At 63.7% G+C, this 18581-nt stretch carries 19 protein-coding genes; 12 read left to right on the top strand and 7 right to left on the bottom strand.

The window, feature by feature from the left end; genetic code table 11:
* Positions 1 to 11 precede the first annotated feature (11 nt).
* The 7 genes from EOB80_RS25130 to EOB80_RS25100 all read left to right on the top strand — a co-directional run bounded on the left by EOB80_RS25130 (position 12) and on the right by EOB80_RS25100 (position 8155).
* Complete coding sequence (locus EOB80_RS25130) at positions 12 to 836, top strand: carbohydrate ABC transporter permease (protein WP_127330449.1); 825 nt, start codon at positions 12 to 14, stop codon at positions 834 to 836.
* A gap of 69 nt (positions 837 to 905) precedes the next feature.
* Positions 906 to 1904: an ABC transporter ATP-binding protein gene (locus EOB80_RS25125; protein ID WP_127330447.1), complete on the top strand. Its 999-nt coding sequence runs from the start codon at positions 906 to 908 to the stop codon at positions 1902 to 1904.
* Between the two features lie 2 nt (positions 1905 to 1906).
* Entirely contained in the window at positions 1907 to 2677 is a 771-nt protein-coding gene (locus EOB80_RS25120) for an L-iditol 2-dehydrogenase (RefSeq protein ID WP_127330445.1), read from the top strand.
* A 146-nt stretch (positions 2678 to 2823) separates the two neighbouring features.
* Positions 2824 to 4302 (top strand): mannitol dehydrogenase family protein, encoded by a 1479-nt coding sequence (locus EOB80_RS25115; RefSeq protein WP_127330443.1) that lies wholly within the window; start codon positions 2824 to 2826, stop codon positions 4300 to 4302.
* Between the two features lie 15 nt (positions 4303 to 4317).
* Positions 4318 to 5001, top strand: a complete 684-nt coding sequence (locus EOB80_RS25110) for an HAD family hydrolase (protein WP_127330441.1) — start codon at positions 4318 to 4320, stop codon at positions 4999 to 5001.
* Positions 4998 to 6584 (top strand): FGGY-family carbohydrate kinase, encoded by a 1587-nt coding sequence (locus tag EOB80_RS25105; protein ID WP_127330439.1) that lies wholly within the window; start codon positions 4998 to 5000, stop codon positions 6582 to 6584. Before EOB80_RS25110 ends, EOB80_RS25105 begins: the two co-directional genes overlap by 4 nt.
* A 167-nt stretch (positions 6585 to 6751) precedes the next feature.
* Positions 6752 to 8155, top strand: coding sequence for an MATE family efflux transporter (locus EOB80_RS25100; protein WP_127330437.1), 1404 nt, complete (start codon positions 6752 to 6754; stop codon positions 8153 to 8155).
* 132 nt (positions 8156 to 8287) lie between these two features.
* Here EOB80_RS25100 and EOB80_RS25095 read toward each other — a convergent pair whose 3' ends face one another.
* The 3 genes from EOB80_RS25095 to EOB80_RS25085 all read right to left on the bottom strand — a co-directional run bounded on the left by EOB80_RS25095 (position 8288) and on the right by EOB80_RS25085 (position 9704).
* A complete protein-coding gene (locus EOB80_RS25095) occupies positions 8288 to 8575 on the bottom strand; it encodes a hypothetical protein (RefSeq protein WP_127268438.1) in 288 nt (95 codons plus the stop codon).
* Between the two features lie 222 nt (positions 8576 to 8797).
* Entirely contained in the window at positions 8798 to 9256 is a 459-nt protein-coding gene (locus tag EOB80_RS25090) for a nuclear transport factor 2 family protein (protein ID WP_127330435.1), read from the bottom strand.
* Between the two features lie 88 nt (positions 9257 to 9344).
* Entirely contained in the window at positions 9345 to 9704 is a 360-nt protein-coding gene (locus tag EOB80_RS25085) for a hypothetical protein (RefSeq protein ID WP_127330433.1), read from the bottom strand.
* An 80-nt stretch (positions 9705 to 9784) separates the two neighbouring features.
* On the opposite strand from EOB80_RS25085, the gene EOB80_RS25080 reads away from it, so the two are divergent.
* From EOB80_RS25080 to EOB80_RS25070, 3 genes are all read left to right on the top strand, one after another.
* Positions 9785 to 10363, top strand: coding sequence for a TetR/AcrR family transcriptional regulator (locus EOB80_RS25080; RefSeq protein ID WP_127330431.1), 579 nt, complete (start codon positions 9785 to 9787; stop codon positions 10361 to 10363).
* 44 nt (positions 10364 to 10407) lie between these two features.
* Positions 10408 to 11673 (top strand): beta-ketoacyl-ACP synthase II, encoded by a 1266-nt coding sequence (fabF, locus tag EOB80_RS25075; RefSeq protein WP_127330429.1) that lies wholly within the window; start codon positions 10408 to 10410, stop codon positions 11671 to 11673.
* Positions 11674 to 11765: 92 nt separating this feature from the next.
* Positions 11766 to 12581, top strand: coding sequence for an oxidoreductase (locus tag EOB80_RS25070; RefSeq protein WP_127330427.1), 816 nt, complete (start codon positions 11766 to 11768; stop codon positions 12579 to 12581).
* A 22-nt stretch (positions 12582 to 12603) separates the two neighbouring features.
* On the opposite strand, the gene EOB80_RS25065 is transcribed toward EOB80_RS25070, so the two are convergent.
* From EOB80_RS25065 to speB, 4 genes are all read right to left on the bottom strand, one after another.
* Entirely contained in the window at positions 12604 to 13251 is a 648-nt protein-coding gene (locus EOB80_RS25065) for an amino acid ABC transporter permease (protein ID WP_127330425.1), read from the bottom strand.
* A complete protein-coding gene (locus EOB80_RS25060; RefSeq protein ID WP_127320423.1) occupies positions 13248 to 13904 on the bottom strand; it encodes an amino acid ABC transporter permease in 657 nt (218 codons plus the stop codon). Before EOB80_RS25060 ends, EOB80_RS25065 begins: the two co-directional genes overlap by 4 nt.
* Positions 13905 to 13910: 6 nt before the next feature.
* Complete coding sequence (locus EOB80_RS25055; RefSeq protein WP_127330423.1) at positions 13911 to 14717, bottom strand: transporter substrate-binding domain-containing protein; 807 nt, start codon at positions 14715 to 14717, stop codon at positions 13911 to 13913.
* Between the two features lie 85 nt (positions 14718 to 14802).
* Positions 14803 to 15864: an agmatinase gene (gene speB, locus EOB80_RS25050; protein WP_127330421.1), complete on the bottom strand. Its 1062-nt coding sequence runs from the start codon at positions 15862 to 15864 to the stop codon at positions 14803 to 14805.
* 207 nt (positions 15865 to 16071) lie between these two features.
* On the opposite strand from speB, the gene gcvA reads away from it, so the two are divergent.
* Together gcvA and pncB are read left to right on the top strand one after the other, a co-directional pair.
* Positions 16072 to 17046: a transcriptional regulator GcvA gene (gene gcvA, locus EOB80_RS25045; protein WP_127330419.1), complete on the top strand. Its 975-nt coding sequence runs from the start codon at positions 16072 to 16074 to the stop codon at positions 17044 to 17046.
* A 136-nt stretch (positions 17047 to 17182) separates the two neighbouring features.
* Positions 17183 to 18487 carry a nicotinate phosphoribosyltransferase gene (gene pncB / locus EOB80_RS25040; protein WP_127320419.1) on the top strand — a complete coding sequence of 435 codons (1305 nt, stop codon included), beginning with the start codon at positions 17183 to 17185 and terminating at the stop codon, positions 18485 to 18487.
* Positions 18488 to 18581 lie beyond the last annotated feature (94 nt).

Here is an 18581-nt window from a genome sequence, read left to right as displayed (position 1 = left end):
GGGAGGCTACGATGGCACGCTCAGTCACCACCCAGCACAAGACGGTTGCGACAGTTGCCGCCTGGATCGTCGCCCTGCTGATCTTCTTCCCGATCCTCTACACGATCATCACCTCGTTCAAGTCGGAGCAGGAAGCCATCCAGGGCTTCAGCATCATCCCGTCGGGAACGTTCGAGAGCTATGCCGAGGTTCAGGCGCAGAGCGGCTACTTCAAATTCTTCTTCAACTCGGTGCTGCTCTCGGTCGGCTCGACCATCCTGGCCCTGCTCGTCGCCATACCGGCGGCATGGTCGATGGCCTTCTCGCCGACCAAGCGGACCAAGGACATCTTGATGTGGATGTTGTCCACCAAGATGATGCCTGCGGTCGCGGTGCTGTTCCCGATCTACCTGATCTTCCGCGACACAGGACTGCTCGACAGCCGCATCGGCCTGATGATCATGCTGATGCTGATCAACCTGCCGATCGTGGTGTGGATGCTCTACACCTATTTCCGCGAAATCCCGGGCGAGATCCTGGAAGCGGCGCGCATGGACGGCGCATCGCTGTGGAACGAGATCATCTATGTGCTGACGCCGATGGCGGTGCCGGGCATCGCCTCGACGATGCTGCTCAACATTATCCTGGCCTGGAACGAGGCGTTCTGGACGATCCGGCTGACGACGACGGAAGCAGCACCGCTGACCGCCTTCATCAGCTCGTTCTCCAGCCCGCAAGGCCTGTTCTGGGCCAAGCTCTCGGCCGCCTCGACACTGGCCATCGCGCCGATCCTGATCATGGGCTGGTTCAGCCAGAAGCAGCTGGTGCGCGGCCTGACATTTGGTGCGGTCAAATAGTTGGTGGCGCGGTGAAGTAACGGAATTGCCCGAAGCAATCGGCAGAAATAACCCCTCGGGGAGGAAATCATGGGAAATATCACGCTCAAGAACGTCTCCAAATCCTTCGGAGCGACGTCCATCATCCCCGGTCTCGACCTGGTGATCGAGAATGGCGAGTTCGTCGTCTTCGTCGGCCCGTCGGGTTGCGGCAAGTCAACGCTGCTGCGGCTGATCGCCGGGCTCGAGGACACCAGCGGCGGCTCCATCAACATCGACGGCCGCGACGTCACCGGCGAGGCACCGGCCAAGCGCAAGCTCGCCATGGTGTTCCAGTCCTACGCGCTCTATCCGCACATGACGGTGGCCAAGAACATCGGTTTCCCGCTGAAGATGGCCGGCGAGGACAAGGCGACCATCGACAAGAAGGTGGGAGACGCCGCGCGCGTGCTCAACCTGACCAACTATCTCGAACGCAGGCCCGGCCAGCTTTCCGGCGGCCAGCGCCAGCGCGTCGCCATCGGCCGCGCCATCGTGCGTCAGCCGACCGCCTTCCTGTTCGACGAACCGCTGTCCAATCTCGATGCGGCACTGCGCGGCACCATGCGGCTGGAGATCAGCGAGCTGCACCATCAGCTCAAGACGACCATGATCTACGTCACCCATGACCAGGTCGAAGCCATGACCATGGCCGACAAGATCGTCGTGCTGAACGCCGGCAACATCGAGCAGGTCGGCTCGCCGATGGAGCTCTACAAGACGCCGAAGAACCTGTTCGTCGCCGGCTTCATCGGCTCGCCGAAGATGAACCTGATCGAAGGCGCGCCGGCTGCCAAAAACGGCGCCAAGACCATCGGCATCCGTCCCGAACACCTGGAGATCTCGACCACGGCGGGCGAATGGAAGGCGGTCGTCGGCGTCGCCGAGCATCTCGGCTCCGACACCTTCCTGCATGTCCAGGCCGATGGCGTCGGCCCCCTGACGGTGCGCGCCGACGGCGAACTCGGCGTCCATCATGGCGACACCATCTATCTAACGCCCGACAAGGCCAAGCTGCATCGCTTCGGCGCCGACGGAAAGGCAATCTGAACATGCGGCTGGCCGGCAAATCCGCGCTGATCACAGGTTCGGCCCGCGGCATCGGCAGAGCCTTCGCCGAAGCCTATGCCGGCGAAGGCGCCACCGTCGCCATAGCCGACATCAATCTCGAGGCGGCGCAGAAGACGGCCGCCGAGATCGGCGGCAGGGCCTATGCGGTCAAGCTCGACGTCACCGACCTCGCCTCCATCGAGGCGGCGGTGAAAGCCGTCGAGACGAAGACCGGCGGCCTCGATATCCTGATCAACAACGCCGCTCTTTTCGATCTGGCACCGATCGTCGAGATCACCAAGGCAAGCTACGATAAATTGTTTTCCGTCAATGTCGCCGGCACGCTGTTCATGCTGCAGGCAGCCGCCCGCTCGATGATCGCGGCTGGCCGGGGCGGCAGGATCATCAACATGGCAAGCCAGGCCGGGCGACGCGGCGAGGCGCTGGTCGGCGTCTATTGCGCCACCAAAGCCGCCGTCATTTCGCTGACACAGTCAGCGGGGCTCGACCTGATCAAGCACCGCATCAACGTCAACGCGATTGCCCCTGGCGTCGTCGACGGCGAGCACTGGGATCACGTCGATTCGCTGTTCGCCAAATATGAGAACCGGCCGAAGGGCGAGAAGAAGAAGCTGGTCGGCGAGGCAGTGCCGTATGGCCGCATGGGCACGGCGCAGGACCTCACCGGCATGGCGGTTTTTCTCGCCAGCAGCGACGCCGAATACATCGTCGCCCAGACCTACAATGTCGATGGCGGCCAGTGGATGAGTTGAGGGCGGGGGACGGCCTCTGCTCCTCGTCCCTCCGCGGGGAGCAGAGGCCGACATCAGCGGGCGCGTAGCCAGTGCCACCCCTTATCCTCTCCCCAGCCGGGAGAGGAGCGTAACGAAGGCCTAGATCCGGCCAAAGGGTAAAACAGATGACCGTGAAACTCTCGTCCTCAAACCTCTCCAAACTGCCCGCTGAGGTCGCCGGGCCGAACTATGACCGCGCGACATTGAAGGCCGGCATCGTGCATTTCGGCGTCGGCAATTTCCATCGCTCGCATCAGGCCGTCTATCTCGACGATCTGTTCAATTCGGGCATCGGCCATGACTGGGCACTGATCGGCGCCGGCGTGTTCGACGGTGAAAAGATCGGCCGCGGCAAACTGGAAGAGCAGGACTGGCTGACCACGGTGGTCGAGCAGGACAGCGGCCATATGAGCGCCCGCGTCACCGGCGCCATGATCGACTTCCTGATGCCCGGCGATGCGGCCGGCATCATCGAACGGCTGGCCGACCCGGCGATCAAGATCGTTTCGCTGACCATCACCGAAGGCGGTTATTTCATCGATCCGGCATCCGGCGTGTTCAACCCGACCCACCCCGACATCGTCGCCGATGCGCAGCCCGGCGCGACACCGATGACGGTGTTCGGCATCATCCTTGCCGGTCTGGTGCGGCGGCGCGATGAAGGCACCGTGCCGTTCACGGTCATGTCGTGCGACAACATTCCCCACAACGGCCATGTCACCTCGGACGGCGTCATCGGCCTGGCCCGTTTGATCGACGAGGATCTGGCGAACTGGGTCAGCGAGCATGTCGCCTTCCCGAACGGCATGGTCGATCGCATCACGCCGGCCACCACGGACCGCGAACGCGGCATCCTGGCCAAGGATTTTGGCCTCGAGGACAATTGGCCGGTGTTCTGCGAGCCGTTCCGGCAATGGGTGCTGGAGGACCATTTCACCGGCGGCCGGCCGCCACTGGAAAAGGTCGGCGTGCAGTTCGTCAAAGACGTTGCGCCCTATGAATTAATGAAAATCCGCATCCTCAATGGCGGCCACGCGACGATTGCCTATCCGGCCGGCCTGATGGACATCCATTTCGTCCATGAGGCGATGCAGGAGCCACTGGTGAGCGGTTTCCTGGCCAAGCTCGAACGGGAGGAAATCATCCCGACGGTGCCGCCGGTGCCGGACACGGTCCTGGAAGATTATTACCAACTCATCGAGAGCCGCTTTTCCAATCCCAAGATCGGCGACACGGTGCGCCGGCTCTGCCTCGACGGCTCCAACCGCCAGCCGAAGTTCATCATCCCGACCATCGCCGACCGGCTGAAGGCCGGAAAGAGCGTCGCGGGCCTGGCACTGGAATCGGCGTTATGGTGCCGCTACTGCTTCGGCACGACGGATAGCGGCGCCGTCATCGAGCCCAACGATCCGAGCTGGGACCGGCTGCAGGCAACGGCAAAAGCGGCAAAGGATGCTCCCGCCGCCTGGCTTGCCATGGAGGACATCTATGGCGATGTCGGCCGCGCGACCGCGTTTGTCGAGGCCTTTGCACATGCGCTCAACGTGCTGTGGGCGAATGGCGCGCGCGCGACGCTGACGCGCTACCTCGCCGGCAAGCTCTGAGAGCCATTCTCGGCCATGACGCCTGAACTGGTCATCTTCGACTGTGATGGCGTGCTGGTCGACAGCGAGGCGCTCTCCGTCTCGGCGCTGCTCGGCATGGTCAAACTTGCCGGCGGCAGCGTCAGTGAGGATGCCGCCTACGAGCATTTCCTCGGCAAGAGCATGAAAAGCGTGCGCGAGATCCTCGGCCGCGACTTCGGGCTCGATATCACCGACCTGCACCTGACCGAGATGCGCGTCGAATTGATGCGCAAATTCCGCGAGGAGCTGAAGCCGATCGCCGGCGTCAGGAAGATGCTGCCCAAGCTTGGGCTGCCGTACTGTGTCGCGTCCTCAGGCACGCTCGACCGCATCCGCTACGCGCTCGACGTCACCGGATTGCTTGGGCTGATGGAGCCGCATCTGTTCAGTGCCACCATGGTGGCCAAGGGAAAGCCGGCGCCGGATCTGTTCCTGCATGCCGCCGCCAGCATGCGGGCCCATCCGCGCAAATGCCTCGTCGTCGAGGACAGCCCGGCCGGCATCATTGCTGCGCGGGCGGCAGGGATGCGCGTGCTCGCCTTCACCGGCGGCTCGCATGCCGGCAATCCGACCTTGAAAGCGCGGCTTGCGTCGAGTGAGCCGGACTTTATATTCGCTGACATGCTGCAATTGCCCGATCTGATTGCAGGCCTGGGAGCGAGAGACAGAGCATCTTGACGAAACAGTTTGTCTGCGCGGTCGATGTCGGCACCGGGAGCGCTCGCGCGGGCATTCTCGACACCACAGGCACCTTGCTCGGCCGCGCCGAGCGGCCGATCGCCATGAACCAGCCCAGGCCCGATCACGCCGAACATGATTCGCGCGACATATGGTCTTCTGTCTGCACCGCCGTGCGTGCTGCCCGCGAAAAAGCCGGTGTCGAGCCTGAGGACATTGTCGGCATCTCCTTCGATGCCACCTGTTCGCTGGTGGTGCGCGACCGGCAAGGCGGCCAGCTCAGCGTCTCGACCACGGACGACAAGCGCTGGGACACCATCGTCTGGCTCGACCACCGCGCCATTGCCGAGGCCGACGAATGCACGGCAAGCGGCCACGCCGTGCTGAATTACATCGGCGGCGTCATGTCACCGGAAATGGCGACGCCGAAGCTGATGTGGCTGAAGCGCAATTTGCCGCGGACGTGGAATGAAGCCGGCTATTTATTCGACCTGACCGATTTCCTGACCTGGCAAGCGACGGGCTCGCTGGCCCGCTCGCAATGCACGCTGACCGCCAAATGGACCTATCTGGCGCATGAGGAGACAGGCTGGCGGCGCGATTTCTTCGAACTCGTCGGCCTCGACGATCTTTTCGAGCACGGCAGCCTGCCGGAAAAAGCCAGCCCGGTCGGCGCCGATATCGGTCGATTGACGGCGCAAGCGGCGGCCGAACTTGGGCTGAGCGAGAAATGCCGGGTCGGCGCCGGGGTCATCGATGCCTATGCCGGCGCGCTTGGCGTGCTCGGCGGCTTTGCCGGCGACGAACAGGACATCGGCCGGCATTTGGCGCTGATCGCCGGCACATCGAGCTGCGTGATGGCGATGTCGCCCGATCCGCAGCCTTTCGCCGGCGTCTGGGGGCCATACTACGGCGCGGCGCTGCCGAGACTGTGGCTGTCGGAAGGCGGCCAGTCGGCGACCGGCGCCCTGCTCGACCACATCATCCGCTGGCACGGCGCCGGCGGCGAGCCGGATGCCGCCATGCATGCGAAGATCGCCGGGCGTGTCGCCGAGCTGCGCGCCACCGAGGGCGACAACCTCGCTGCAAGGCTGCATGTGCTGCCCGACTTTCACGGCAACCGCTCACCGCTCGCCGATCCGCATGCGGTCGGCGTCGTCAGCGGGCTGACGCTGGACTCCTCCTTCGACAGCCTGTGCAAGCTCTACTGGCGCACGGCCGTCGGCATCGCGCTCGGCGTGCGCCACGTGCTGGAGGCGCTGAACGAGAACGGTTATCTGATCGACACGCTGCACGTCACCGGCGGCCATACCAAGAACCCGCTGCTGATGGAGCTCTATGCCGACGCCACCGGCTGCACGGTGGTCGAGCCGCTGGCCGACGAGGCGGTGCTGCTCGGCACCGGCATGATCGCCGCCACCGCGGCCGGGCTGTTTCCCGACCTCAACGCGGCCTGTCTTGCCATGCAGCAAGGCGGCCGGACGCGCCCGTCGAACCCGAAATCATCAGGGCGTTTCGAGCGCGACTACAAGGTTTTCCTCGAGATGCACCGCCAGCGGCGGATGCTGGACGCGATCCGCTAGAGCATCGGGGCCGGTCGCTGGCTCAATCCGTTCCCGTCCCTCCTCTCTTGCCTTCATGTCGCGTTTCGTCCAGAAGCTGACGCAAACGCCGCGAAACCGAAGGTTTTGCCGTTTGACATGCGGCTTCCGGCTCTGGCCGACGTGCCGTAGCTGGAAAGAGCGGAACAATGTCTGCGATCGAAGCCGGCGCTCGCGCGCCGGAAAGTCTTTGGCGTCAGGAAATCAGGGCGACGCTGGCGCTTGCCTGGCCGATGGTGCTGACCAATCTCGGCCAGACCGCGATGACGGCCACCGACGTCATGATGATGGGTCGTCTGGGGCCGGATACGCTGGCCAGCGGCGCGCTTGGCGCCAACCTTTATTTCATGCCGCTGATCTTCGGCCTCGGCCTGATGCTGGCGACCTCGCCGATGATCGCCACCGAGCTCGGCCGCCGCCGCTATTCTGTGCGCGACCTGCGCCGCACCGTGCGCCAGGGCCTGTGGCTGGCGATCCTGATCTCGATTCCGATCTGGCTCGTGCTTTGGCACGGCGAAGGCATTCTGCTGGCGATGGGCCAGGACCCGGCGCTCGCCCATCAGGCCGGCATCTATCTGCGCTGGCTCGAATGGGCGGTGCTGCCGTTCTACGGCTATATCGTGCTGCGCTCGTTCATCTCGGCGCTGGAACGGCCGGGCTGGGCGCTGGTCATCGTCTTCGTCGCCGTCGCCTGCAACGTCTTCTTCAACTGGGTGTTCATGTTCGGCAATCTCGGCGTGCCGGCAATGGGCATTGCCGGGTCAGGCCTTGCCACCTCGCTGTCCTCAGCGCTGATGTTCATCGGCATGGCTGCCGTGGTGATGCTGGAGAAGAAGTTCCGCCGCTACCGTCTGTTCGGCCGCTTCTGGCGGTCCGACTGGCCGCGCTTCAAGGGTCTGCTGCGGCTCGGCCTGCCGATCGCCGGCATTCTCGCCTTCGAGGTGACGATCTTCAATGCGGCGGCCCTGCTGATGGGCCTGATCGACGCGGATTCGCTGGCCGCGCACGCGATCGCCATCCAGATCGCCTCGATCTCCTTCATGGTGCCGCTCGGCCTCAACCAGGCGGTGACGGTGCGCGTCGGGCTTGCGCACGGTGCAGGCAATCCGGAAGGCGTGTCGCGCGCCGGCTGGACCGCCTTTGTCATCGGCGTCTCGTTCATGGCGCTGATGGGGCTGGTGATGATCCTGTGGCCGCATCCGCTGATCAGCGCCTTCATCGATCTGGGCAATCCGGCCAATGCCAGGGTGATCGCGCTTGCCGTGTCGTTCCTGGCTTTTGCCGCGCTGTTCCAGGTCTTCGACGGCGCGCAGGCGGTTGCTGCCGGCATGCTGCGCGGCCTGCACGACACCAAGGTGCCGATGATCTATGCCGCGATCGGCTATTGGGGCGTCGGCCTGCCGCTCGGCGTGCTGCTCGCCTTCCATTTCGGCCTGCATGGCGTCGGCATCTGGATCGGCCTGTCGACGGGGCTGGCCGTGGTGGCCGCGCTGCTTCTGGCGCGCTGGCTGCGGCGGGATCGGATCGCGCCGCCGCTGGTGTTCGGGCATTGAAACAGGACAGCTGCCGGTTTGGCGGCCGCTATGTCCCAATATTGTAGCTGATTAAGCGGCGCCTGCAGAAACGTTCGTGCCGTGAGCCGGCGCTTGGCACCGAGGCAATGAACGCCTCGGCCGAGAGCGGAACTATGTTCCCTTCACGATTCTCGGCTTGCTCGGCCGGCGGGATTGAGCTGCGCTCTCGAGGGCCTGGGCCAACCGCTTCTCGTCTTCGATGGCGCGATCGACTGCCTCAATTTCTTCCTGGAGCGCCTTCAGCTCGGCTCCGTAGCTGGAGCCATCGCTGTCCCCTATCTGAAAGCCACTTGCCCGCATTGCATCGCGGGTATGGTGCACGTTGCGGACTCCTTCGCGTCGGGTTGCGACCAGGATTTCCCGGAACTCTCCAAGACGTTCAACGTGATTGCGAGTCATTGCGTTCTCCTATTTCGTCGTCATCGTCGCCGACGGCGATTCAGAACGGCTAAAAACTACGGCGCAGACCGTTTAAGTGAATACAGGAGATACTCTCGACAAAGCATGAGTGCGGAAGCTCAAATTTGAACGTCTTGCAACAAGTTGGAGCGCGGCAGCGGAGATGGCTCGGGACCCGAGCCGGTCGGCGCATGGGTAACCCGGCCGTCCTCGGACCGCGCTTCAGCTTGTTATCTGTTCGGCGACAGCTTCTTCGAGGCCGGCCGCGGCTTGAGCGGCGAGACCGCGCGCCGCCGCCTGTGAATCGTAAAACTCCTCGAGCGCATGAACCGTGCCCCACCGCAGCGTGAACACGTGGAGACCACGGTTGATGTAGGATGTATCGCCGTTGAGCAGGGTTGCGGTGCCATCCCACTGGGCAAACAGGGTGGTATGCCACGGCCAGCCCTTCACCCAGACGTGGTTGACCGTGAGATGGAGAGTGGGCAGAACACGGCCGAGGCGCTCGAACCAGCGGCGCAGGGCTTGCTTGTCGTGGCGCTCCCCACCAAGCGCGTGGGCGCCACCAACCCGGTGATGGACATGCGGCGCGATGGCCTTCACCGCCGCGTCCCAGCGATGGTTGTTGACGTCGTCGAAGCTCTGCCGGATCGATTTCTCGACAAAATAGCTGTAAAGCATGTGACCTCTCTCCGAACTTATTGGTGGCGCGCCGTTCCGACGCGAGAGCCCCGGCCAGCATCGCGCGGCCGCGGGCCTGCGCGTCAGGTCAGGGCATTGTCGCGTCGGCTCGCAGGGATGTGTCAGTCTCGGTCGAGATCGTCACTTCCTTACCGGACCTTGAGAACGCGTAGAGCGAGCCCGGGTAGCCCGGTATGGAAAACGACACGGCGTCACTGTTGGCGAGGCCCATGACAACCCGCAGCGGATCACCCCCGGCCTTCGGTGCGAAAGTGGCGGTGACCTCAAGCAGGTCGCCGCGCGGAACGTAGTAGGCCACCATGTCCAGGTGTCCCTGGTGCAGGCTGCCGCCTTCGATCGGGCGTCCGATGGTGGCTTCCTCGGCAAGAGCCGGGGTTGCAAGAAACAGCGCTGCCAGCAGCGAGGCGCTCAGGGTTTTGGGGATCATCTCATTTGTCCTTTTTTAGATTGCGTTCACCCTCTATATAGGGCATAGATTACGAATGCAATCTAAAAAAGGAAATGACGATGCGTGTGAGTCGCACTCAGGCCGCGGAAAACCGCGAGACCGTGATCAATGTGGCAAGCCGGCTTTTTCGGGAGCGCGGCTTTGACGGCATCGGCCTCAAGGATCTGATGAAGGGTGCCGGGCTGACCCAGGGCGCCTTTTACAAGCAATTCGAGTCGAAGGACGATCTGGCGGCGCTGGCGTCCAGGCGCGCGATGGAAAGCGCCACCCACAAATGGTCGGCCGCGACCGCCGCACATCCTGGGAGCCCGCTCGACGGGGTGATCTCATTCTACCTCAGCATGGAACATCGCGGGGAAAAGATGGACGGCTGCCCGGTCGTTGCGCTCGGCTCGGATGCGGCCAGGCAAGGTGCCGAGGTGAAGGCATCATTCGAAGTCGGCATCAAGGCGTACCTTGAGATGCTCGGCGGTTGGGTTGGCGAGGGCGACAGCGAAAAGACCGGCAACAAGGCAATGGCCGTTCTCTCGACGATGGTCGGCGCGGTCGTGCTCTCGCGGGTCGTCAACGACCCCGACCTTGCACAGGCTTTTCTGGATGCGGCGGCCGATCAGGTTCGCGAAGCAGTCGCCGCTTGAACGGCGCGAGCAGCGCCGCCGGCACACCAAGGATAGGAGAGCAGATGCAACGGATTGTCGTCACGGGCATGGGAGCGGTCACGCCCCTTGCCGCCAATGTCGAAGCGTCCTGGTCACGCCTGCTTGCCGGCCGGTCGGGCGTTCGCAGGCTTCCTGATGATGTGGTGGGAGATCTGCCGGCTAAGATTGGCGGCGTGGTTCCCTCCCTGGGCGAAGATCCGGAGGCTGGTTTCGATGCCGATGCCGTCCTGTCGGCGAAGGATCAACGCAAGGTGGACCGGTTCATCCTCCTTGCGCTGGCTGCGGCGGAAGAGGCGCTCGCGCAGGCGCAATGGAAGCCTGCCCTGGAAACGGATCGCCTGCGCACGGCCACGATCATCGCTTCAGGGGTCGGCGGGTTCCCCGCCATCACCGAGGCGGTGCGCACGGTGGACCTGCGTGGCGCCCGCCGCCTGTCTCCTTTTACGGTGCCATCCTTCCTGGTGAACCTCGCGGCGGGCCACATCTCGATCCGTCATGGTTTCAAAGGTCCACTCGGCGCACCGGTGACGGCATGCGCGGCGGGCATCCAAGCGATCGGCGACGCCGCCCGCCTGATCCGCGCCAACGAAGCCGACATCGCCGTATGCGGCGGAACGGAAGCGTGCATCAACACCGTCAGTCTCGGCGGTTTCGCCGCGGCGCGCTCTCTTTCAACCGGCTTCAATTGGGCGCCGGCTCAAGCCTCGCGCCCTTTCGACACATCGCGGGACGGCTTCGTCATGGGCGAAGGAGCCGGCGTGCTGGTCATCGAGGCATTGGACCACGCGTTGGCGCGCGGCGCAAAGCCGTTGGCTGAGCTCGTCGGCTACGGCACGACCGCGGATGCCCACCACGTCACCTCCGGGCCGGAGGACGGCGACGGCGCGCGCCGGGCCATGCAGATCGCGATTGCCCAGGCAGGGATTTCGCCACGCGAGGTTCGTCATCTCAATGCGCATGCGACATCCACGTCAGTCGGCGACCTGGGTGAGATCGAAGCGATCAAGAGCGTGTTCGGGCGCGATTTCGCGATAGCTGTCAGTGCCTCGAAATCGGCGACCGGACATTTGCTCGGAGCGGCCGGCGGGCTTGGTGCCATCTTCGCAATCCTGGCGCTCAGGGATCAGGTCGCCCCGCCAACCCTCAACCTGGGCGAGGCCGATCCAGCCGGCGACGGAATCGACTTCGTCGCAAACGCGCCCCGGCCCATGGAGATGGAGTACGCGATCGCCAATGGCTTCGGCTTTGGCGGCGTGAATGCCAGCGCCCTGTTCAGACGCTGGAACTAACCGGTTGCCAGACGCAGTCATGACCAACGCCCTTTGCTCCGCCTCTCATGCTTTTCCCAATCCGATCCAACGCAAAGAAGGATGTGATTTCCATGAACAAGACCAATCCTGGCGTCGCCCTGGTCACAGGGGCATCTTCCGGCATCGGGCGCGCTACCGCCGATGCCTTGCTAGGCGCCGGCTTTCGCGTCTTCGGAACCAGCCGTCGCGCGGCCTCCCGGCCATCCGCCGGCGTTACCATGCTGACCTGCGACGTGACCGACGACGCGTCCGTTGCGACAGTGGTCGATGACGTTCTGGCCAAGGCCGGACGCATCGACCTGCTTGTCAACAATGCCGGCATGGGCCTGTTTGGCGGCGCGGAGGAGTCTTCGACCGCCCAGGCTAAGGCGCTGTTCGACGTGAACGTCTTCGGCGTCTTGCGTGTGACCAACGCGGTTCTGCCGGCAATGCGACGCCAAGGGAAGGGCAGAATCGTGAATTTGAGTTCGGTGCAGGGGTTCATCCCCGCTCCCTATTTCGCACTCTACTCGGCGACCAAACATGCCATCGAGGGTTATTCGGAGTCGCTCGATCACGAATTGCGCCCGTTCGGCATCCGCGTTTCGCTGGTGGAGCCCGCCTATACCCGCACGGCATTCGAGGACAATCTTGCCGCCCCCGACCGGTCGCTCGAAATCTACGACTCTGCGCGTGCCGGGATGACTGTATCCGTGCGGAAATCGATGGAGAAAGGCGATGCGCCCGAAGTGGTCGCCAACACCGTTTTGGCCGCGGCGACCGATCCTGCGCCGAAGAAACGCTATGCGGCGGGAAAAATGGCGCGCCAGGTCAGTTTCCTGCGTCGTTTCGTCCCCGCGTCCGCATTCGACAAGAGCCTGCGCAAGCAGCTTGGGCTGCCGGCCTGAAATCGAGCGCTGCCTTGGCGCGTCAGCGAGCAGCCGCCTGTTTCTCGAGCCTGCGGGCGTATTGCGTCAGCGGAAAGCACATGACGAAGAAGATCAGAGCCACCAGCCCGTAGACCTTGAACGGTTCGAAGGTCGCATTGTTGATGGCGTTGGAGGTCCGCACCAGCTCCTCGAAGCCGATGATCGAAGTGAGCGCGGTCGATTTGATCAGCTGAACCAGGAAGCCGACGGTGGGTGCGCGGGTGATCGAAAAGGCCTGCGGCAGGATAATCAGCCTCAGCTCCTGCAGATAGTGCAGGCCAAGGCTTGCGCCGGCGTCCCATTGCCCCAGGGGTAGCGCCGCGACGCCGGAGCGCCAGATTTCGGCGAGATAGGCGCTGGCGAAGAAGGTGAGGCCGAGCGCCGCCGCCGTCCAGGGTTCGATGCGCAGGCCGAGCATCGGCAGCCCGAAGAACATCAGGAACAGCTGCATCAAGAGCGGCGTTCCCTGGAACAGGGCGATGTAGCCCGAGGCTATGCGCCTGCTCCACTTGTTTTTGGCGATCCTGAAGAACAGCACGATCAGGCCGACGATGCCGCCGCCGATGACGGCGGCCAGCGATAGCAGCACTGTCCAGCGGGCGGCGAGCAGCAGGTTGCGCACGATGTCCCAGAAGGTGAACTCGATCATGATACGCCGGCTCCGAGCGCACGGCGCCCGCCTGACACCAGCAGCCGGCGCAAGGCCATCGACAGAGCGAGATAGACCAGCGTCACGACGAAATAGGTCTCGAAAGAGCGGAAGGTGCGCGCCTGCAGCATGTCGGCCTCGTAGGTCAGTTCACGCACGGCGATCTGCGACACCACGGCCGACTCCAGCATCATGATGACGATCTGGCTGGTCAGCGCGGGATAGATGATCTTGAGTGCCTGCGGCAGGACGATCTTGACGAACACCTGGCGTGGCCGCAGCCCAAGTGCGAGCGCTGCTTCCGTCTGCCCGCCGGGCACGGCGTCAAGCCCGGCGCCGACGATCTCGATGGTGTAGGCCGCCATGTTGAGCGTCATCGCCAGCATGGCGGCCAGGAGCGGGTCGAGCCGGATGCCGAGGCTGGGCAGCCCGAAGAAGATGAAGAACAGCTGCACCAGGAACGGCGTGTTGCGCATCACCTCGACGTAACAGGCGATTGCCCGCTTGAGCAGAACCGGGCCGTTTCGTCGCCCCGCGGCACCCAGGATGCTGAGCAGCGTTCCGGCCAGCGTGGTCACGGCGATCAGCAGGATCGTCGTGGCCGCACCGTGCGCGATGTCGCCCAGAGCACCCGGGAGCCAGGCAAAGGCCACGGAAACTCAATCCTTGAGGTTTTCGGGATTGAGCGGCGTCTTCAGCCAGGTTTTCGAGCTTTCGTCCAGCTTGCCGTCGGCCAGCATCTTGGCGATGGCATCGTTGACCGCCTTCTTCAGGCCGTCCTCATTCTTGTTGAGGCCGATATGCGAAGGCGAGGTCAGAAGCTGGAACTTCTGCTCCGGCTTCAGTGCGTCCTGCTTGGCCAGCACCTGCGCGCCGACATCGTTGCCGACGACCATCAGCTGCGTCTGGCCGGAGATGAAGGCCTGGATCACCGAATTGTAGTTGTCGAAGCGCTTGATGTCGGCCGACGTCGGTGCTGCCTCGGTGAGCGAGGTGTCTTCCAGCGTGCCACGATTGACGGCGATCGACTTGTCGGCGAGGTCTTCCTTGCCCTTGACCGTCAGAGCCGCCGGACCGATCACGGCGATGTAGTAGGGCGCGTACGCGGCGGCGAAGTCGATGACCTGTTCGCGTTCCTTCGAGTAGCCGACGCTCATCAGGATGTCGACGCGCTTGTCGTTCAGATACGGGATGCGGTTCTGGCCGGTGACGGCGATGGGGTTGAGCTTCACCTTGAGCGTATCGGCAATGTATTGCGCGACATCCATGTCATAGCCCTTGAGGCTCATATCGGCGCTGGCCGAGGAGAAGGGCGGAAAGTCGGCGAAGACGCCGACATTGATGGTGCCGGCCTTGGTGATGTCCGCCAGCGCATCGGCGCTTGCGGCTTGTGTGGCGAAGCCGAAACCGGCCGTGCCAAGCATCAGCACGGCGGCGATGGAGGCAAATGTCTTGCGGATTGTCATTGTTATTCCCCTGTCTGGACGCTTGTTTGTTGGATACGGCCGCCGGCTCCAGCGCGGCGGCCGCCTTCGTTTGGATTCGTAGAGGTCAGGCTCCCTTGCCGGTGACAGCCGGGCTGAACACCATCAGGCTCAATATCTCGAACAGCACCTGTGCGGCGGCGTGCGCCGTGTTGGTGGTAGCGTCATATTGCGGCGCCACCTCGACGACGTCGCCGCCGACGATGTTGAGGCCCTTGAGGCCGCGCAGCAGTTCGAGCACTTCGCGCGTCGTCAGCCCGCCGACTTCCGGCGTGCCGGTGCCGGGCGCGAAGGCCGGGTCGACGCTGTCGATATCGAAGGACACATAGGTCGGGCCGTCGCCGACTATTCTGCGCGCCTTCTCGATGATGGCCGGAATGCCGAGACCGGTCACCTCCTCGGCATGCACCACGGTCATGCCGGACTCGTAGGTGAACTCCCACAGATATTCGGCCGAGCCGCGGATGCCGATCTGGATGGTGCGCGTCGGGTCGAGCACGCCGTCAAGCACCGCGTTGCGGAACGGGCCGCCATGGTGGAACTTGGTCATGTCGAACAGGCCACTGGTGTCGCAGTGGGCGTCGATATGGATCAACCCGACCGGAGCTTTCTTGCCGACGGCCTTCAGGATCGGGTGGCTGATCGAATGGTCGCCGCCGATCGAAAGCGGGATGACGCCGGCATCGACGATCTGGTTGGTGCGGCGCTCGATATCCTCATGGCTTGTCTCAAGCCGGTAGCGGCTGCGGAACGGCGTGTCGCCGATATCGGCGACCCGGAGCTCATGTGTGGGCGCGCATTCCAGAACGTGATTGTAGGGGCCGATGCGCTCGATGGCACGCAGCGCTCGCGGCCCGAAGCGCGAGCCTGGCCGGTTGGTGACGCCGAGGTCCATCGGCACGCCGATCATCGCTACCTGCAAATCGCCGAAATCCGGATTGTCGGCCGATATTTCGCGGTACGGCGCGGCGAGGAAGGTCGGGATGCCTGAATAGGGCGCCAGCCGCGTGCCGCTCTTGGAGAAAATCTTATCGGCGACCTTGCGGAATTTCGGGTCGAACATCTCGCCGCCATGGCTTTCACCATATTTGCGACGCAACGCGTCGAGCTTGCCGCGATCATATCCCATGTCCGCTCCTCCTGGGCTGATGCAGTGCCGCCGCGGATGACGCCTGCGAACCGACCGTCATCCGGCCGGGCCGCTGTCCCGCTGGCTGCCTGCAGATTTCACGTCTTGATGCTGTTCCAGGTTCAGTGTCCGGCAGCGGCATTGAAAAATCAATTGATATTGTTAGGGTGTTTTCTGTGAGAAAATCTCACAATAAAGTTGATACCCATGACCAAGCGCCTGCCACCGCTTAATCCGCTGCGCGCCTTCGAGGCAACGGCCCGGCATGGCTCGCTGACCAAGGCGGCCATTGAGCTGAATGTCACCCATGGCGCCGTCAGCCATCAGATCAAGGCGCTCGAGCAGTCGCTCAGTGTCAAGCTGTTCGAGCGGGCCGGCCAGCGGGTCAAACTGACACCGCATGGCGCGGAACTTCTGCCGGCGGTGTCGACCGCCTTCGACGGCATCGCCGCCGCCACCCAGCGCATGACAAGGCCGGCGAGCAGCGGCACACTTTCGGTCTCCTGCGTGCCGGCGCTTCTGTTGTTGTGGATGACACCGCGGCTCGGCAGTTTCATGGCGCAATACCCCGACATAAGGCTGACGCTCATCCCTTCCAACGATTCCAAGGATTTGCGGGCGCCCACCATCGATGTCTGCGTGCATTATGGCGACGGCAGCTGGACCGATTGCTGGATGCGCAAATGGTCGGGCCTCGAACTGTTTCCCGTGGTCAGCCCGACACTGATCAACAACCGGCCGATCCGCAGCGTCAGGGATCTCGCCGACCATGTCTTCCTGCATGGCGATGACGGCCGCGAATGGCACACCTGGCTGGCGGCCGCCGATGCGCTGGACCTGGAGCGGGGTCGCCGCCATCATCTCGGCGATGCGCGTATGGCGACCGAGGCGGCGGTGCATGGCCATGGCGTGGCGCTGGGCGACTCGGTGACGGCAAGCGCGCTGCTAGCCAGGGGCATGCTGGTCGCGCCGTTCAGCCTGTCGGTGCCGGCGGTCGACGATTTCTATGTCGTCTGCCGCAACGAGATGCGGGCGACACCGATCGTGCAGGTGTTCATCGACTGGCTGTTCGCCGAGAAGGCCGGGGATGACGGGCGCGCCGATGCCCCTGTGGCCGGGCGCATCGTCAGCCGCCGCAAGCGTCCGGCGCTCAGGGTGATGGGCGGAAAATCCGCAAGTTGATGCCAAGCTCTGCGCCACCGCATGCAGGCAGCTCTTTTTGTCGGGCCAGCCTGAAAGCGGGCAGCGTTCTGGCCGATTCGATGCTATGAGGCCTGTCGCGATTGTGGATGGCAGGCAGCGAAGGCGGTGTTGAGACATGGCTAAGACCGATATTGCGCGGCGGGTCTACAACCACACCTGGAAGCTCGATCCGATCGTGCGCAGCCTGCTCGACACGGATTTCTACAAGCTTTTGATGCTGCAGATGATCTGGGGCATGTATCCCAAGGTCGACGCAACCTTCTCGCTGATCAACCGCACGACTTCGGTGCGCCTTGCCGACGAGATCGACGAGGCCGAACTGCGCGAACAGCTCGACCATGCCCGCACCTTGCGCTTCTCCAAGAAGGAGATGATCTGGCTCGGCGGTAACAATTTCTACGGCCGCAAGCAGATCTTCGAGCCAGAATTCCTCGCCTGGCTGGAAGGCTTCCGGCTGCCCGACTACGAGCTGTCGAAGCGCGACGGCCAGTACGAACTGACCTTCAGCGGGCCGTGGATGTACACCACACTGTGGGAAATCCCCGCGCTCGCCATCATTAATGAACTTCGATCGCGCGCGGCGATGCGGGCGTTCGGGCCTTTCGCGCTCGACGTGCTCTATGCCCGCGCCAAGTCCAAGATGTGGGCCAAGACCGAGCGGCTGAAGGCGCTGCCCGGCATCCGCATCTCGGACTTCGGCACGCGCCGGCGCCATTCCTTCCTGTGGCAGCGCTGGTGCGTCGAGGCGCTGAAGGAAGGCATCGGCGAAGCGTTCACCGGCACCTCCAACGTGCTTCTGGCCATGGACAACGACCTCGAAGCGCTCGGCACCAACGCACATGAGCTGCCGATGGTGTTCGCCGCCCTCGCCGACTCGGAAAAAGAGCTGAGGCAGTCGCCCTACAAGGTGCTGCAGGACTGGCAGCGTTACTATGGCGGCAATCTCTTGATCGTGCTGCCCGACGCCTTCGGCACGGCATCCTTCCTGCGCGATGCGCCGGACTGGGTGGCCGACTGGACGGGCTTCCGCCCCGACAGCGCGCCGCCGATCGAAGGCGGCGAAAAGATCCTGTCCTGGTGGCGCGACAAGGGCAAAGATCCCCGGCAGAAACTGCTGATCTTCTCCGACGGGCTCGAGGTCGAGACGATCGAGGAGACCTATCGCCACTTCAAGGGCAAGGTGCGCATGTCCTTCGGCTGGGGCACCAATCTGACCAATGATTTCGAAGGCTGCGCGCCGACGGAAACCAACAGCCTCGACGCCATATCGCTGGTCTGCAAGGTCACCGAGGCCAATGGCAGGCCAGCGGTCAAGCTTTCCGACAATCCGGCCAAGGCGACCGGCGATGTGAAAGAGATCGAGCGGTATCTCAGAATTTTCGGCGAGAAGGACCGCGTGGAGCAATTGGTCAAGGTGTGAGGGGTGGGGTTCCTGGATAGTACGAGTTCCCTGGCGCCCCCCTCTGTCCTGCTGCTGCCGACCGGCTACTATCTGATCGGCGGCGCCTTCGCCG

Source organism: Mesorhizobium sp. M7A.F.Ca.MR.245.00.0.0 (assembly GCF_003997415.1).
In the GTDB taxonomy this organism is placed as follows: domain Bacteria; phylum Pseudomonadota; class Alphaproteobacteria; order Rhizobiales; family Rhizobiaceae; genus Mesorhizobium.
Note: the sequence above shows the minus strand (reverse complement) of the source record. Positions and strands in the feature narration are given on the sequence as shown.